This window comes from Microcoleus sp. MOSTC5 (assembly GCF_036701825.1).
GTDB classification, from domain to species: domain Bacteria; phylum Cyanobacteriota; class Cyanobacteriia; order Cyanobacteriales; family Microcoleaceae; genus Microcoleus; species Microcoleus asticus.
In genome coordinates this window covers 35160-52319 of record NZ_JAUBRK010000057.1, presented here as the reverse complement: position 1 = coordinate 52319, position 17160 = coordinate 35160, and the positions used below count along the sequence as shown (strand labels likewise).

Genomic DNA, 17160 nt, shown 5'->3' with positions numbered 1-17160 from the left:
AATATTTGCCAAAATGGAATTACCGTGCTGTTCCGACAATTGAGTAAATAGTGAAGTTATTAAATTTTCATTCCTAAAAACAGTTCAATTTGAAACGGTGACAGTGAATTCAACGGGAGAAATCACCAAGCGCAGCCAAAGTCAAGCACAGGTTTTTACAGAAACTATCGCCAATGGCATTACTTTAGAGATGATGGCAATTCCTGGGGGCAGTTTCGTCATGGGTTCCCTCAATACCCAAGCAGGACGAAGTAACGACGAAGAGCCGCAGCATACTGTTAATGTCACCAGTTTTTTTATGGGAAAATATGAAGTCACTCAAGAACAATGGGAAGCAGTGATGGGAAATAACCCTTCTTACTTCAAAGGTGCGAAACTTCCTGTAGAACAAGTAAGCTGGAATGACGCTGTGCAATTCTGTCAGAAACTTTCTCAAAAAACAGGGAAGAATTATCGCTTACCTTCCGAAGCAGAATGGGAATATGCTTGTCGCGCCGGAACTACAACACCGTTCTATTTTGGTGAAACCATTACCCCAGATTTAGTTAATTATAACGGCAATTATCCCTACGGTGCTGCATCCAAGGGACTTGACCGCGCCAAAACAACGGATGTAGGGAGTTTTCCGCCGAATGCCTTTGGTTTATACGATATGCACGGAAATGTTTGGGAATGGTGCAGCGATCGCTATCATTCTAACTACAATGGCGCACCAACAGACGGAACTTCTTGGGAAACAGGTACAGATGATAGCCGAGTGCAGCGTGATGGTTCCTGGAACTACTTTGCAGTCGATTGCCGTAGTGCCGTTCGTTTCTACGGCTCGGCGGACTCCAGGTGGAGGCTCGGGGGTTTTCGCGTGGCGGTAGCGTCGGTTTCTTCCTCGTCCTAGTTTTCCCGGCGAGGACTCTTCTTTGCTCTTTTGCTCTTTTTCCCTTTACTCTTCTTCTTTTTCCCTCTCGCGCGTAGCGCTAAAAATATTTTTTTTCAGATTCACCGCACAACAGATTATAATTAGAAATATTGATTTTTCTCACGAATAGTCGCATAGGAAATTTACAAAATGAATAACCTATTAGCAGAAACTTTTGCCACCGTCTCTCAACTACCCGAAGCAGAACAAAATGCCATAGCATCCTTAATTTTAGACAAGATATCAGCACCAAGAGTCGCGCCTTTCCTCATTTCCCAATCAGACATCGAAACCCTAGAAAAATCCTACATTTTCCGAGACAAGACAGAAGTCATTGACTTTATTAACAAAAATCCATTTTTACTTCCCGTTGTGCTAGAAGCACCCGTTCAAATTAGCAATTATTTCCCCGAACAAAAACTATTACTTCAAGTCATCAATGACCCGGAAATTCCTAACTATGTTCATCTGGTTCTCTCAATCATCTTGACAGACCTCGATCCCGATGAAGCAATGGATAGAGAAGATGAATTGCGTAAAAATTGGTCTCGGGGATTATTCCATGAAATTCGGGAGCATTTTTATACGATTTTGGAATATACTGATGAGTTTTGATTGGTCGCAATACCTAAATTTAGCAAAAGAACTTGCTGGTCAAGCAACTATTCCTGCTGAACAGGAGGCGCGATTGAGGGATGCTATCAGTCGTTCCTATTATGCTGCTTTTATCTTAGCGCGGAACTATTTGCGAGATAAACAAGGTCATTCCCTGCCAAAAACTAGCGATATTCACCGCTATGTTTGGCAAGAATTTGATATTAATCCTGACTCAAGATATCAATTAATCGCCGATAATTTAGCAGTGTTGCGCCGATATCGAAATCAAGCAGACTATGACGATAATTTTCCCTTATTATCTGCGATTGCTACTATTGCGATAAAGCGTTCTCAAGAAATAATTTATAACCTAAATAATCTCTAAATATCAATTTAATCTGATAATGCCTTTGCTAAAACAGCAGTAGTTGTAGGGTGTGTCGCCTGCGATAAATTCCTAACTAAATACCAACAATCTCATAGCGACGCACCTGATGGATATATTACAAACCTTTGGAATGTTCGGACATTTTTCGCATTCCCAAAGCCAATACACTCAAAAACAACAGCCCGATCGCCCCAGCTAGCGGATTGCCGTTAACTCCTGTAACCCAGTTGGGTACAGAACCCGAATATCGCACTAACTGCCCGATGTTAATGATGTAATATCCCCAGATTAAACCTGCATGAAGCCCGATCGACAAACCGAGGCGATTTTGGCGCGATCTTTTTCCCCAAACCAATATCAAACCCAGCAGCAACAACCCCGGAAACTGCGGCCAACTCCGCAGCATTGCGGCAACAGGTTTGAGAAAATGAGATAGGGCAAACACCAGGCTATTCGCCCACAGAGATATTTTATAATTGTAATCGCGCTGCAACTCGTCCAGCAACCAACCACGGAATACCAACTCCTCGGCAAAACCGACTCCAAGGGCGCTTAACAGCCCTTCTGCGATGATTCTCGGCAAATTATCTGAATTTTGCCACGCGACTAAGCCGAACAGCCCTTGCACCGCAAATAAGCTGAAAGTGAGCAAAAGCCCGATCGCCAATCCGATTAAAAGCTCAAAACCGTTTTTTCGCGTATTGATTAAACCGTAACTTTTGAGTAATTGGGTTTGTCCGTAAACCTGTTTTCCCCAGCGCGGCACTAGGAACAGAAACTCACTAAACAACAATCCCATTGTCAGAATAGTTGCTAGGTTACTATCTTTAACTAAGAGATAAATTGGTGCTGCTAGCGGTAGCCAAATTGCTAGCAAGATTAATAGGAAAATTATTACACGTAAAGGAAATGGATAACTGGCTATTATTTGGAGGCGGTTAATCATTGTTGTAAATTAAACAGGTTTTACATGATATCTGTAGGGACACAGCAATGCTGTGTCCTTACCAGGATTAGGACACAGCATTGCTGTGTCCCTACCCGGATTCTAAACACACCATTGCCGTACCCCTAATGTACAAAGCAGACGGAAAAAGCTAGAATGGCATGGTATCGGTTGAAACTTTAAGTGAAGCAAAGCTATAACATCAGGTAACAATGACTGAAGCCTCGGATTTTTCAAATGTCGATCGAGAATTAGATGACACAATTTTAAGCTTCGCAGACATTCAGGCAGAACTCAACCTGCGCCACGCTAAAGATGCTCTGCGAGATATAGTAGAAAATCTCGACTTGACAGTTCAAGAGCGAACTGGACTGGAACCGGAAATTGGCGGGTTGGAGAAAATGCTCGACAAGCTAGAGCGCGCTTGCGTGCAAATAGCTGTGTTTGGGATGGTGGGAAGGGGAAAATCTTCGGTTTTGAACGCGCTTTTGGGTCAAAATGTGTTTGAAACAGGCCCGACTCACGGGGTGACTCGCACGACGACTATTGGCCAGTGGGATGTCGGAGAGGGAATTGATGAGAATTTGCCCGATGGCTTACGCCCCGCTACGCTACGACTTTCGCCAGTTATTTACCGTTTGTCGCAAGTTGAATTAGTCGATACTCCGGGAATAGATGAAGTTGACGGCGAAACTCGCGAACTTTTAGCCCGCCGCGTTGCTCAACAAGCAGATTTGATTTTGTTTGTGGTGGCTGGCGACATTACGAAGGTGGAATACGCAGCACTTTCGCAGTTGCGGGAAGCCGGAAAACCGATGTTATTAGTGTTTAATAAAATTGACCAGTATCCTGATGCAGACAGGCTAGCAATTTATCATAAAATTCGAGACGACCGGGTGAGAGAATTGTTGTCTCCCGATGAAATTGTGATGGCGGCGGCTTCGCCTTTGACGGCGAGGGCGGTGCGCCGTCCCGACGGAAGTATGGGCGTGCAAATGACTCGGAGTTTGCCACAAGTGCAAGATTTAAAATTAAAGATTTTGGAAATTTTAGACCGAGAAGGCAAATCTTTGGTCGCGCTGAATACGATGCTCTGTGCGGGGGATATTAACGAGCAGTTGGTGCAGCGAAAAATGGAGATTCGAGATAACGCGGCTAATCGAATTATCTGGAATGCGGTAATGACTAAAGCTGTGGCGATCGCACTTAATCCAATTACTGTAGTTGATATTCTTAGCGGTGCGGTAATTGATGTGGTGATGATATTAACTTTATCTAAAGTTTACGGCATTGCGATGACGGAAGCGGGGGCGGTGGAATTGCTGCAAAAGATTGCGATTAGTATGGGGGGAATTACTGCGGGTGAATTGTTGGCTAATTTTGGTTTGAGCTCGTTGAAAGGATTGTTGGGTTTGGCGACGCCGGCGACGGGGGGTTTGGCTTTAGGGCCTTATTTGTCTGTGGCGGTGACGCAAGCTGCGATCGCGGGGGTTTCTTCCTACGGTATCGGTCAAGTTACTAAGGCTTATTTGGCTAATGGTGCTTCTTGGGGAGATGATGGGCCAAAGGCTGTGGTGAGCAAGATTTTGTCTTCTTTGGATGAGGATTCTATTTTAAATCGGATTAAGGAGGAGTTGCGGGCTAAGTTGGATTTGGGAAGTGTGGAAAAACAGAAATTTCAGTGAAAAGAAGGAAGGCACCACACGGATTTTGACACGGATATACGGATTAATTATCGACCGTGAGTAGTTATTTGTTATGTGTAAGTAACTACCAATGCCCGATGCCCGATGCCCGATGCCCGATGCCCAATTCCTAATATTATGTTATTAACCATATCTACAACTCGCGTCCCTGCTACAGATTTAGGTTATTTGCTGCACAAACATCCCGATCGCCATCAATCCTTTCCTATGACTTTCGGGCAAGCCAGCGTGTTTTATCCAGAGGCAAATGCAGAAAGGTGCACGGCAGCTTTACTGTTAGATGTCGATCCGGTTGCTTTGGTGCGGGGCAAGTCGAAATCGGGCGATCGCCCCCTCGAACAATACGTGAACGATCGCCCCTACGTTGCCTCTTCTTTTCTGTCTGTCGCCCTCGCCAAAGTCTTTGGTACAGCTCTATCCGGTCGCTGCAAATACCGCCCAGAACTAGCAGAAACAGCTATTCCTTTGACAGTTAATCTGTCGGTTTTGCCCTGTCGCGGTGGCGAGAAGTTCCTGCGGCAAATGTTTGAGCCGCTTGGCTATCAAGTCGCAGCAAAACCCCTGATTCTTGACGAGCAATTTCCCGAGTGGGGCGCGAGTCCTTACTTTTCTGTGGAACTGCAAAATACACTTCGTTTGGCGGATTTGTTAAGCCATCTTTACGTGCTAATTCCGGTGTTGGATGACGACAAACATTATTGGGTGGGCGATGATGAAATCGAGAAGTTATTGCATCACGGCGAAGGTTGGTTGAACGCGCATCCCGCCCGCGAACAAATTGCCAACCGCTATCTGAAACGCCAGCGCCGTCTGACGCGAATTGCTGTGGCACAGTTAGCAGAAGAAGATCATATCGACCCTGAGGAGCTCGAAGTTTCTCATCAGCAAGAAGAGGAAGTTTTAGAACAGCGAATTAGCTTGAATCAAGAGCGTTTGGAAGCTGTGACGGAGGTTTTAAAGCAAAGCGGTGCTAAGCGAGTGGTAGATTTGGGCTGCGGTGAGGGAAAACTGCTGAAATTGCTTTTGAAAGAAACCTCGATCGAACAAATTACAGGCGTCGATGTGTCCTATCGGGCTTTGGAAATTGCCAGGGAACGATTGCAAATCGCTCGATTGTCTCCCGCAAAACAATCTCGCATTCAACTAATTCAAAGTTCGCTGATTTATCGGGACAGTCGCTTGACTGGTTTTGATGCGGCGGCGGTAATTGAAGTGATCGAACATTTGGATTTAGAACGCTTAGCTGCTTTTGAGCGGGTTTTGTTTGAATTTATCCGACCCAAAAGTGCGATCGTCACAACTCCAAATATTGAATATAATGTTCGGTTTGAAAACTTGCCGGCGGGTAAATTTCGCCACCGGGATCACCGCTTTGAATGGACAAGGGCAGAATTTCAAACTTGGGCGAATGGGGTTGCGGAACGGTTTGGCTGTGGGGTAGAGTTTCGTTGTGTGGGAACTGAAGATTTAGAAGTAGGTTCGCCTACGCAAATGGCAATATTCGCCAATTGAAAATAATATCGGCAGTCTGTTGCTGCTTACAATGTTGTTAAACTGGGAAAAATGCAGGCTTCAGCTATGAGTAAATCTACTCAAACCCAGATCGTTAAAATTGACAATTCTCAGGGCATTCGCATTCCCAAATCTTTGTTAGAGCAAATTGGTATTAGCGAAGCAGTAGAAATAGAAGTTCAGGGCGATCGGATTGTCATTCGTGCAGCCCTAAAACCGCGTCTCGGCTGGGAGGAAGCGTTCGCAAAAATGGCAGAGCAACATGATGATGTCCTTCTTGATGATGTCACCACTACGGAGTGGGAGGAGCTTGAGTGGCAATAAAATCAGCGCTGACGAACAAAAAGCAGTTTTAGATAGTTTGGTACAGATGTTTGCTGAATAATATTATTAAATGAAAATTACTTTTCCAGAACTATCCCTAGTCGTTCTCATCGGTGCATCCGGTTCCGGCAAATCCACCTTGGCGCGGCAGCATTTCCTACCTACAGAAATCATTTCATCGGATTACTGCCGCGGTCTGGTTTCCGACGACGAAAACAATCAAGCGGCCACCGCTGATGCTTTTGAAGTATTGCATTTAATCGCTGCTAAACGTCTGGCTGCAGGTAAGCTAACTGTGATTGATGCCACCAACGTTCAGCCGGAAAGTCGCAAATCATTGTTGGAATTAGCCCGAAAATATCATTGCTTTTTGGTTGCTATTGTGCTAGATTTACCAGAAAAATTGTGTGCAGATCGCAACCAACAGCGTCCCGATCGCAATTTCGGAAATCATGTAATTCGCCGCCACATTCAGAATTTAAAGCGATCGCTCAAATCTCTAGATAGGGAAGGATTTCGGTACGTTTACGTCCTCCGTTCCCCAGAGGAAATCGACGCGGTGGAAGTCGAGAGACAACCTTTGTGGAACAATCGCAAAGGCGACAGCGGCCCTTTTGACATCATCGGCGACGTTCACGGCTGCTGCGACGAATTGGAACAATTGCTGCAACAGTTGGGCTATCAAATTATCGAAAAATCCAGCGAATCCGATTTGGGGAATTTTCCCACCTACGCGCACCCGGAAGGCCGTAAAGCCGTGTTTTTGGGCGATTTGGTCGATCGGGGCCCGCGCATTCTCGACACCCTCAAACTCGTGCGAAACATGGTACTCGCAGAAACAGCTTTGTGCGTACCTGGAAACCACGACATCAAACTGCTGCGAAAACTCAACGGCAAAAATGTCAAAATCAACCACGGACTCGAACAAACCTTAGCAGAAATTGCCGCTTTACCGGATGAATTGCGCGAATCAGCAGTACGAGAAATTCGCCAATTTTTAGATAGTTTGATCGGGCATTACGTCCTCGATGGCGGAAAATTAGTCGTCGCCCACGCCGGGATGAAAGCTGAATTTCTGGGACGCGCATCGCGCCGCATTCGAGATTTCGCCTTGTACGGAGAAACAACTGGCGAAATCGATGAATTCGGCTTGCCAGTCCGCTACAATTGGGCCGCCGAATATCGAGGTCAGGCAGCGGTTGTTTACGGACACACCCCCGTTCCAGAAACAGAATGGTTGAACAATACTGTTGATATTGACACGGGCTGCGTTTTCGGAGGCAAACTAACAGCTTTGCGGTATCCCGAAAGAGAATTTGTCAGCGTTCCTGCTGCTAGAATTTACTGCGAACCTGCTAAACCGATAGCCTTTCAAGACAGCCCAACTCCACTTAACAGTAGAGACATGAATTCACCCGTTATCAATAGCGGTTTGGCGGCAGTGAATATAACCGCCCAACAGCAGTTTGATGACGTACTGGACATTAGCGACGTACTCGGAAAACGCATTATTTCAACTCGCCTGCAAAATAACATTACGATTAAAGAAGAAAATGCGATCGCAGCCCTAGAAGTAATGAGTCGATTTGCCGCCAATCCCAAATGGCTGATTTATTTACCGCCCACAATGTCTCCCGCTGCTACCTCCAACGAACCAGGACTTTTAGAACATCCAGCCGAAGCATTTAGCTACTACCAACAGCAGGGCATATCGACAGTTGTGTGCGAAGAAAAGCACATGGGTTCCCGTGCAGTTGCGATTGTTTGCCGCGACGCACCGGCAGCTTTACGCCGCTTTGGCATTCTCAGCGAGAGTATGGGCATTTGCTACACCCGCACGGGACGGCATTTTTTCGATAATTCTACCTTAGAAACAGAATTTTTAGCGCGGGTAAATGTCGCTCTCACTGCGAGCAATTTTTGGGAGAACTTTCAAACCGATTGGGTGTGTTTGGACTGCGAATTAATGCCTTGGTCAGCCAAAGCTCAAGGTTTATTGAAAGAGCAATACGCCGCCGTGGGAACAGCATCTCGTCACGGGTTTGCGGAGGCGATTAAGAACTTAGAACAGGCAAACCAGCGGGGAGTTGAAATTAATTCTTTGCTAACCAGCTATCAAGAGCGAGCCGAACTAGCCGATCGCTATGTTAAGGCCTATCAGCGCTACTGCTGGCCAGTGAAATCGCTCTTGGATCTCAAATTAGCACCTTTCCACATCTTGGCAACCGAGGGAACTGTTCACACTGACAAAAATCACTGTTGGCACATGGAACAGATTTCACAAATTTGTAAAGCTGACCCTGAATTGCTGTTAGCTACTGAATACAAAATAGTTGAAATTGCCGATTTTGACAGCAAATTGGCAGGTATTCAATGGTGGGAAAAACTGACGGCGGCGGGAGGCGAAGGAATGGTTGTTAAACCAATGGATTTTATTGTGAAAAATAGCAAAGGACTCGTACAGCCTGCGGTGAAATGTCGCGGTAAAGAGTATTTGCGGATTATTTACGGTCTGGAATATTCTTTGCCGGAACATTTAGAAAAATTGCGATCGCGCGGACTTTCGGGCAAGCGTTCTTTGGCGTTGCGAGAGTTTGCTCTCGGTATAGAAGCATTGGAGCGATTTGTTGCGGGTGCTCCATTGAGACAAGTTCACGAGTGCGTTTTCGGAGTGTTAGCGATGGAGAGCGAACCTGTCGATCCGAGGCTGTAAATTTATTCCATAGGACTTACGCTCCCTATCACACTTCTTCGGGGATGAGATGCCTGACGGTAATGAAATTAAGCATAAAAAAAAGGCGTTTGTACTTGACAAACGCCTTTTTATAGAGTTACAAACGCGGCGTTTTATCTTGTTTAAACGACGCTAACCATTCGCGAATTTGGTCGGCCGCAATCTCGCGCCCGCCCAAACCAAAAGCTAGAGCAATGCCAACTGCGATCGCCCCGAGCAGCAGCCCGAAAGCCAAATTCACAATATCACTGCCAATGCCCATCTGTTGCAGCGCCAAGGCCGCAACAAAAGCAATAATCGCGATCCGAGCCGTTTGGCCCAAAAGCCGCGCTTGGCGAGTTCCAGAACTGGCAATCAAACTAAACGCCAGATTCGCCAAATACAAGCCGATCGCAAATACCACCAAACCGGCTAGCACCCGGCCTGCAACCAGCACAATACCGCTAACAATCGCCGTCAGCGCTGGAATTTGTAGTACGTCGGTAGCAGCCACCACAGCAAAAAGCATGATGCCCACCTGCACCACAATGCCGACAAATTCCGAAGGCGTGCGGGCCGGAAGTTCCGGTTCCTGAAGAATCGTTGCCTCCGGATCGATCGAATTTGGCGGTAGCCGCAGCCGCTGTTTCGGCGGCGGCTGCACTCCCAACCAAGAAAAGACATTGTTAAAGCCAATTCCGGTCAGGATATTAGTAACCAAATCGCCTACCCAGCGCCCCAAAATGTAAGCAACCGCCAGAATCAGCGCTGCGGTGAAGATTTTAGGAACCGCGCCCAAAATGTCGTTGAGCATCGCGACTGCAGGCTGCGAAATCGCCTGAATGTCCAAAGCGTTGAGAGCTGCGATCGCCGTTGGAATCAAAATCAAAACATAGACTATCGTCCCGACAATCCACGACAGCGATTGTCCGCCCGCAGTCCGCGAAATTCCAAACCGAGCGCCCAAACCGTCCGTCCCAGCAGCAGCCAACAGATTCGTGACAATCCGCCGCACCACCACAGCCAGCAGCCAGCCCACAAACCCAATCAGCACAGCTTCCAGAATTTTCGGAATTGCCGCCAGAATTTGGTTGAGCAAATTATTAACCGGCAGCAGAGCCTGCTGCAATTGCAGCGCTTCCAGAATCAGCGGCAAAAATAGCAGAAAAATGAACCAGTACAGCGCATTCGCCACAGTATCGCTCAGCAGCAAAGGGCGCTCCCTGGGCGCAGTGCCCACCTCCTGATTCAAGCGCTCGTCCACGCTAAAAGTCCGCATCACCCGCGATACTGCCAATTTGGCGACTGTCGCCAACACCCAAGCAATCCCCAACCAAATTAGCGCGCCGGCTAACTTCGGCAAGAAATTAGCTATTTGATTGAGAAAAGTATTGAGGGGTTGCGAGACAGCCGTTAGATTTAGGCGGTTGAAAAACGCAACTAGGAAAAAGACAAAAATGATCCAGAACACCGCTGCAGAAATCCATTTTTCCACTTGCGGAGATCCTGCTCCTTCCGGGCGACCGGTAATCCAAGCAGCCAGTCGGTTGTCGATCGTAGTCTTCTTGAGCAATCCTCCGACTACAGATGAGACGAGGGCTGATACTATCAAGCCAACTAGCAGGATACCGACGGCCCAGATCAGATTTTCAATGTTTGAGCCCTGAATGAAATTGTTAATTCCGCGTTCGGCATCTGTCAGCGGATTCGGGGGGGGCGGGGCCTGGGCCAAAATGCGATCGGACAAAGCCGCTATTGGCCCCGATATCGGTTGAGTTATTTCTTGCCAAGTTTCATTCATTTTTTTCTCAGGTTAACGTCATATTTGACATGGAAAAGACGAAACTTTAATAATAGTTACACAAAATCTAGACATCGCCTAAATTTAATGTTTGTACGCTTTTAATCGTACTGGGTTAACTACAAAACCCTCTATCGAATTAGGGATAAACCCATCTCCGACTGCTTTTCTGCCAATATTCAAAGAACCGTTGACATCGGCATTTATGAAGCGTCCAGTTTGGGTTCTGAACAATCCTCTTTTTACCCTACTGCCCATGTAGTCGGAATGTTTTTGAATTGGTTCCCAATCCAATGCTGAACATTTGGATGTGTAATTCTCCTCTACTAACACAACTTTTATTCCCGCAAGTTTTCCTTTGTACTGCAACATTTGCACGAACCTGGCATGGGGAATGCAGGCAAAATTTTGATTGTTAACCTTGCCAGTATGAATCCCATCTTTAAAATCATGGTTCCAGCCTATAACCAGCAAGCCAATTTGACGATTGACGAGTTCTTTAATAATTGCGGAACTCGCCGTGTGGAGGTAGTAATCCACTTTACAGTTACGCTTGTGCCACAATTTGGCAAGTTTTTTACTGTTTTTTTGCCCTGCGGGTAGCAATGATTTCAATGCTTCGGAAACTTGATTGCAGTATTGGTTGGTTGACTTAACAGCCCGTCCGTCGTAGATTGTCGGTACTAACCCAGGAACATTGTAGGTTAATGTTGCCAGATTGTTTAATCCTAAATCTATGGCAGCTACTCTCTGATTAACTTGTAAAGGCTGTTCTAACTTTTCATATACCACCTCGACAACATAACAACCTACCTTGGGAACAATCCGGATTTCCAAAATCGAGGTAACTTTTGAGGGCAACCAAATATTAGTCCCAGAGGGACGAGCATATCCTTGTTTTAAGGCTCTTTTGCTGACAGCTTGACAATTAAATACAACTACATAGCGCCCGTCCTCTCTTTTTCGCTCTCTTGAACCTTTATAATGAGGTATTTTAGGTGCGACTTTAAATTTAGTTGGGTCTTCCTGATAGTTTCGCACCGCCAGATAATAGCTAGTCCATGCTTTGAGGACTAAGCCGAGCGTGCTTTGTGCTACTTTTGCGGGCAGTGCTTTGTAGTCAGGACTTGTTTTGAGCGCGTGATAAACAGCCAGAGCGTTTGTTTGTTGGCTGGCGAAAAAGTTTTGACGGTAGATGTAGTTAGCGCTGTTGTAAAGATTTTTGCACAGCCAAGAAAGTCGATCGGCTTCTCGATAAAACCTATGATTTGGTTTAATGACGTGCCTTTCGACTAACTGCATAATCGGTATATATACTTTAATTCAAGATGATACACTGTATTTATGAGTGTGTCAATCTTTTAATTTCTGGAAAAATTGACGTTACAAGTAAATAAAGGACTATTAAAGTAACCAAAGTTTTGTAATACCCTCCTTGTTGCAGGTTCTCATGTCAATTCGTCAAGTTTTCGAGCAATCCATTGAAATTAGCGCTGCTGCTACTGTGGTGGAGCAGTGTATAGTCGATCGCACTTTAATGCACAAGTGGCTTAATCCCCTGCTGCGCTGCGATCCCGAGGGCGAATGGGATACTGCTGTAGGAAGTCGCAGCTTATTTACCATAAAAATTCCCGTTTTGCAACCCACTTTAGAGAGTGTGGTGTTGGAGCGACAACCCGGTTTAATTGTGTGGGGGTTTGACGGATTTTTCAAAGGATGCGATCGCTGGGAATGCCAACCCCAAATCCAAGGAACTCTGTTGATTAACCGCTTTGAATTTCAAATTCCCAATCCTTTAATTAGATTTGGTTTCAATCGCTTTGCAGCCCCTTGGACGCAGAAAGATATGAAAGACCAACTCCGCCGACTCAAACGGGTAGCTGAGCAATTATCTCAAAAAATGGGTAATTGGTAATTGGGAATTGGGAATTGGTAATTGGTAATAGCTGAAAACGAGAGCTAATAGGGAAAAAAAGCAGCAGTTCCCAATTACCAATTACCTGCAACTTCAGTTATTTACTTTGTACTTCCCGAGGGACTGGGCTGACAAATCATTTGTCTGGCGGAATTCACCGCTTGGCCGGCGGTATTTTGCAAAGCCGGGGAATTCTGATACAAAGCTTGCAAATCTTGCACGTCTTTAATCACTCGCTCGTAGATAGCCATAGCTTGATTGCCGTCAACTTCTAAGGCCGCAGGGCTGTAACTTTGCATCACTTCCAGCAGCGATATTTTGCCATCTTTGGAAGCTGCGACTAAAGCATCGCGCAGTGCCGGCGCGCTTTGAAGACGAGTGGCAGGCGTATAAGCAACCTCGCCCAATTGTTTAAAAACAATGTCTCCAAAATAAGTATTTGCCAGCCGCGCTACTAATTGGGAATCTAAAGGCACTTCTCGCGTTAATATTTCGCGCATCGACTCTGGAGTTTGTTTCGCAAGACTCAGAACGCTTTGCAGTTGAGATGATGCTTTCCCAGTTTGTGCCAAGCTTTGCAAGTCGCTTATCGGTAATGTTACGTCAACAGCACCGTATTTTACGGTAACATTGTCTAATGCAAAGGCTTTGTCGCTGCTCAGGAATACTGCACTTGTTCCCAGCAAAAGCGCCAAACCTAATGATAAAGACTTTGACATTCTTTTGGTTAAATGGGCTGACAGCGCTTGCATTCCGTTGAGATAACCTTGTTGAAACTGAAAGTTCATGGGTTTGTGCCTCTTTACGTCAAAATACTTTTTCGATCGATCGTCTGTGCGGGTATCAGTCGGGAAAGTGGACTCGGGAACTCCGTAAATGACCTATGATTTTACAGTCATGTCAAGCAAATTTAACCTATCAAAAGATAGGTGTCAATCGATCGCTTATATGTTAGAGGCATACTGGCGATAATTTTATCTAGCTTTGCAAAACTTATAAAAGCGACATTTTGCCGTCGAGCAGCAGTTTATTGAGTGTCGCTTTCACATCTTATAGTGTGCGACATATAGCGAATTTAAGTTAACATATCCCGGTCGAGCCGATCGAGCAATTGGCGAATTCTAGCAGCATCCTCAGCATTCGGAGCATTTCTCAGGTAGAGTTGCAAATCGTGGCGCGCCTCAGCCAAGCGGCCAACTTGATAGTACAGAATTCCGCGATCGCGCCGTTCCCCCGCCGCATCGGGAAACAGCAGCAAAATCCGTTCGATCGCCAAGAGTACCCTCACAGCATCTCGCTGCTGCAAGTAAATCGCCTTCAAATTTCCCAGCATTCGCCCCAACAAATGCCGGCGACCGATCGGGGCTAGAAAAGCCGGCTGCAACTCCATCGGTTGACCGTAAATTTGAGAAAGTCTGGCTTGACAATCTTCAGGAAATAATATTTCCCCGCCGTTAAACGCATCAACAAAAATACCAGCATCTTCAAAATCCGGTCTAATTAAAAAATGTCCCGGCATCCCAATTCCGACCATCGGAAAATCAATGCGTTTAGCAACTTCCAAATAAACCAAAGATAAAGAGATCGGAATGCCAGTACGCCGATCGATCACTTCATTCAAAAAGCTATTGCGGGGGTCGTAATAATCAGCATCATTGCCCGCAAACTGCAACTCCCCGTATAAATAGGCGTTAATAGTTTGAATTATCCGCAGCGGATAATTCTGTGCCGGCAGGCGATCGCGAACTTCATCTGCGATCGTGTCGAGAGCGTTTAGATACTCTTCGGGTTCCAAATTGGGGTATTCTTCCAAAGCTATGTAAAGGGCAGCTTTCGCCAGGTCAATCGAGCCATCAGGCTGATTTATTTCTCGATAAAATAGTTGTCGGGCGATCGGAAAATCCATATTTATTATTGATTTATTTTTAATTTACTTTTGGGACTAATATCATGAACAGGCAAGATGCCTGTTCCACAACAAAGATTATTCGGGTAAACGGCATTTTTTGTAGTATAATAATTAACCTTTTGTATGGTAAAACAGGTACTTGTTCTTGTGGAACAGGCATCTTGCCTGTTGCAGCTTTTTGTAGTATGATTAAATTTTTTATGGTAATACAGGAATTTCTTCTTGTGGAACAGGCCAGAAAGCCTGTTGCCCAAAAGATATTAAAAACAGTAAATTATTTAAATTTTAATATATTCTAAGTTTTTGTATCTAAATCAGCCACTATTTTTAATAAAGCTTCACGATTTTTTTCAATCGAGCCAGACTGAAGAGAACGCCATCCGATGTCAAAATAACTTTTAAATCCCGTGACTTTTGCCAATCACCCAACTGCGGCGAAAAATCCGAGCCAAAGTCGATTCTTCCAAAGCAAAATAGATAGGGCGGCCGTGAGGACAAGTGCGCGGATTGCGAGTTTGCTGCCATTCATCCAACAAATTCTGCATTTGCAAAAGATTTAAAGGAGTACCGTTTTTCATAGCACTGCGGCAAGCAGTCGCAACTTGAGCCGCTTGCAAATCTGCTACTTTACTGAGTTCAAAAAGCGCATCCGCACAGTCATCTCGCTCGGCTAACAATTCAGGAACTTCGCGGGCGGCCCATAGCTGTTCGCCAAAAGTTTCTACTTCCAAACCCAAGCGGGATAAATTCTCAATTTGCAGCGCCGATAACTGACTGAGAATCACTGGTTTTTCTAGACATTTTAGCTGCCAAGCCGCGCACAATTGCTCGTACAAAACGCGCTCGTGAGCGATGTGCTGTTCTATCAACCACATTCCGCTGGAATGTTCCGCAACAATGTAAGTATTGTGAATTTGAGCGATCGCCCTCAACTCCATCAATCCTATTTTATTAGCTTTTTCCTCTGCGCCGCCGTCATCATTCTGCTTAGCCGAAATCCCGACACTGTAAGCACTTTTTTGTTCCGATGCCTTCAGCAATTTTCCCACTCGTTCGGGAATTGGGGCAGCAGGCAAAACCTCATCATTCAGGTGCAAAGCGCGAGCAATTGCCTCGCTAATTTGTTCTTGCCAAAAACTCGGATCGTGCAGATAAATTTCCACCTTAGCCGGATGGCGGTTCCAGTCGATTTCCGAGGGGGAGATTTGCAGGTGAACAAAACAGACTGGATAGCGATCGCGCGGACAAGTGCGGGCAAAGGCGCTGAGAATAGTTTGCTCTAATTCGGGCGATCGCACCACTCGCCGATTTACCCCAACTTTTACCCAATCCGGTCGCCTGCGGTGACAGCGATCGGGCAAACCAATTACTAACTCCAAACGCTGGGAATTGGGCATTGGGAATTGGGAACTGGCAACGGGTAATTGGTAATTGGGCTTAACTGTAGCTGCAACAAGTTGAGTTTCTACCAATAAATTTGCTGCTTTATTATTTGCAGGACTGGCAGGCAAATCTAACTTTAAATACTGCAAATCGCTCGCTCGCACACCGCGCACGAATTGAGGTAAAAGTTGTTCCGCTGTGCTACCAGGAGTTACGTGCAAACAAGGGATATTTCCTTGACGCAACTGCCAATTAACCTGCGGGTGACAAATAGCAATTTGCTGAATGATTGATTGGATCGATCGCATTTGCTGTGTAGGCGACAAAAAACTGCGGCGCACAGGCCAATTGCCAAACAAATTATCAACAGTCACCACCGTACCCGGAGCGATCGCCGCTGTTGCCACCTCCACAGCAACGCCCGCGTTGTTGTAAACTACCCGCCAGCCCGATCGAGCATTTTCAATTCCCCCCTTGTTAAAGGATGATTTGGCGGGGGTTTGTGCCGACTCTCGATTTTCCGAAAAATCCCCCAATCCCAAATCATTCGATCGGCTCAAAACCTCCAAACAGCCCAACTGAGCCAAACTGTGCAAAGCTTCCCCGCGAAATCCCAAAGTAGCAATTTTGTAAAGGTCTGCTTCAGTGGTAATTTTGCTCGTACTGTGAGGCGAAGCAGCCTGCTGTAAATTTTCCAAATCCATTCCCGTACCATTATCTGCAACTTGCACCCGCCACTGTTCCGGCCAGACAGAAACAACGATGCGAGTTGCGCCAGCATCCAGAGAATTTTCAACTAATTCTCGTACCGCTGCGGCGATCGAATCAATCACTTCGCCTGCGGCAATTAAATCGATAACTTCTGTGGGTAAGGTTTGAATAGTAACTGGCATCAGATTTTTAGCATTTCGTTAATTCCATTCTACTTGATTCTGCAAATCGCTACACAGTATTAGGACTTACGCTCTCAAAGCTGGTTTCTTAGAAAAATATTGTTCTATCGCAAGATATCTACTCATCAACCAAGTCTCTGAGGCTGAGTGAGAATGTCCT

General features: G+C 45.8%; 15 protein-coding genes. 9 read left to right on the top strand and 6 right to left on the bottom strand.

The features are described 5' to 3' along the window. The first annotated feature begins 97 nt into the window (after window positions 1–97). From QUA54_RS26165 to QUA54_RS26155, 3 genes are all read left to right on the top strand, one after another. Entirely contained in the window at window positions 98–892 is a 795-nt protein-coding gene (locus QUA54_RS26165; protein WP_333417032.1) for a formylglycine-generating enzyme family protein, read from the top strand. Between the two features lie 171 nt (window positions 893–1063). After that, entirely contained in the window at window positions 1064–1528 is a 465-nt protein-coding gene (locus QUA54_RS26160) for a hypothetical protein (RefSeq protein WP_333417030.1), read from the top strand. Further along, window positions 1518–1895, top strand: coding sequence for a HEPN domain-containing protein (locus QUA54_RS26155; RefSeq protein ID WP_190659296.1), 378 nt, complete (start codon window positions 1518–1520; stop codon window positions 1893–1895). The genes QUA54_RS26160 and QUA54_RS26155 overlap by 11 nt, the downstream gene beginning before the upstream one ends. Before the next feature lie 118 nt (window positions 1896–2013). On the opposite strand, the gene QUA54_RS26150 is transcribed toward QUA54_RS26155, so the two are convergent. Beyond that, a complete protein-coding gene (locus QUA54_RS26150) occupies window positions 2014–2844 on the bottom strand; it encodes a CPBP family intramembrane glutamic endopeptidase (RefSeq protein WP_333417027.1) in 831 nt (276 codons plus the stop codon). 212 nt (window positions 2845–3056) lie between these two features. Between QUA54_RS26150 and QUA54_RS26145 the strand changes: the two genes are divergently transcribed. The 4 genes from QUA54_RS26145 (at window position 3057) to QUA54_RS26130 (ending at window position 9099) form a co-directional block, all read left to right on the top strand. Beyond that, window positions 3057–4529, top strand: coding sequence for a GTP-binding protein (locus tag QUA54_RS26145; protein WP_333417025.1), 1473 nt, complete (start codon window positions 3057–3059; stop codon window positions 4527–4529). A 138-nt stretch (window positions 4530–4667) separates the two neighbouring features. Further along, entirely contained in the window at window positions 4668–6062 is a 1395-nt protein-coding gene (locus tag QUA54_RS26140) for a 3' terminal RNA ribose 2'-O-methyltransferase Hen1 (RefSeq protein WP_333417024.1), read from the top strand. A gap of 66 nt (window positions 6063–6128) precedes the next feature. Continuing rightward, the gene (locus QUA54_RS26135) at window positions 6129–6386 is read left to right on the top strand and encodes an AbrB/MazE/SpoVT family DNA-binding domain-containing protein (RefSeq protein ID WP_333417022.1); all 258 of its coding nucleotides are present in this window, start codon (window positions 6129–6131) and stop codon (window positions 6384–6386) included. 70 nt (window positions 6387–6456) lie between these two features. Continuing rightward, the gene (locus tag QUA54_RS26130; protein ID WP_333417020.1) at window positions 6457–9099 is read left to right on the top strand and encodes a polynucleotide kinase-phosphatase; all 2643 of its coding nucleotides are present in this window, start codon (window positions 6457–6459) and stop codon (window positions 9097–9099) included. Window positions 9100–9217: 118 nt separating this feature from the next. Here QUA54_RS26130 and QUA54_RS26125 read toward each other — a convergent pair whose 3' ends face one another. Next, window positions 9218–10900, bottom strand: a complete 1683-nt coding sequence (locus tag QUA54_RS26125; protein ID WP_333417018.1) for a mechanosensitive ion channel — start codon at window positions 10898–10900, stop codon at window positions 9218–9220. A gap of 84 nt (window positions 10901–10984) precedes the next feature. After that, complete coding sequence (locus QUA54_RS26120) at window positions 10985–12202, bottom strand: transposase (protein WP_333417016.1); 1218 nt, start codon at window positions 12200–12202, stop codon at window positions 10985–10987. 148 nt (window positions 12203–12350) lie between these two features. Here QUA54_RS26120 and QUA54_RS26115 point away from each other — a divergent pair, with 148 nt between their 5' ends. Next, the gene (locus QUA54_RS26115; protein ID WP_172192329.1) at window positions 12351–12815 is read left to right on the top strand and encodes an SRPBCC family protein; all 465 of its coding nucleotides are present in this window, start codon (window positions 12351–12353) and stop codon (window positions 12813–12815) included. A gap of 101 nt (window positions 12816–12916) precedes the next feature. On the opposite strand, the gene QUA54_RS26110 is transcribed toward QUA54_RS26115, so the two are convergent. Together QUA54_RS26110 and QUA54_RS26105 are read right to left on the bottom strand one after the other, a co-directional pair. Further along, the gene (locus QUA54_RS26110; RefSeq protein WP_333417014.1) at window positions 12917–13603 is read right to left on the bottom strand and encodes an alpha/beta hydrolase; all 687 of its coding nucleotides are present in this window, start codon (window positions 13601–13603) and stop codon (window positions 12917–12919) included. A 287-nt stretch (window positions 13604–13890) separates the two neighbouring features. Beyond that, a complete protein-coding gene (locus QUA54_RS26105; protein WP_333417012.1) occupies window positions 13891–14721 on the bottom strand; it encodes a transglutaminase family protein in 831 nt (276 codons plus the stop codon). Between the two features lie 44 nt (window positions 14722–14765). On the opposite strand from QUA54_RS26105, the gene QUA54_RS26100 reads away from it, so the two are divergent. Further along, window positions 14766–15023 (top strand): hypothetical protein, encoded by a 258-nt coding sequence (locus tag QUA54_RS26100; protein WP_333417011.1) that lies wholly within the window; start codon window positions 14766–14768, stop codon window positions 15021–15023. A gap of 99 nt (window positions 15024–15122) precedes the next feature. Here QUA54_RS26100 and mutL read toward each other — a convergent pair whose 3' ends face one another. Then, the gene (gene mutL / locus QUA54_RS26095; protein ID WP_333417009.1) at window positions 15123–17000 is read right to left on the bottom strand and encodes a DNA mismatch repair endonuclease MutL; all 1878 of its coding nucleotides are present in this window, start codon (window positions 16998–17000) and stop codon (window positions 15123–15125) included. Window positions 17001–17160: the final 160 nt, after the last annotated feature.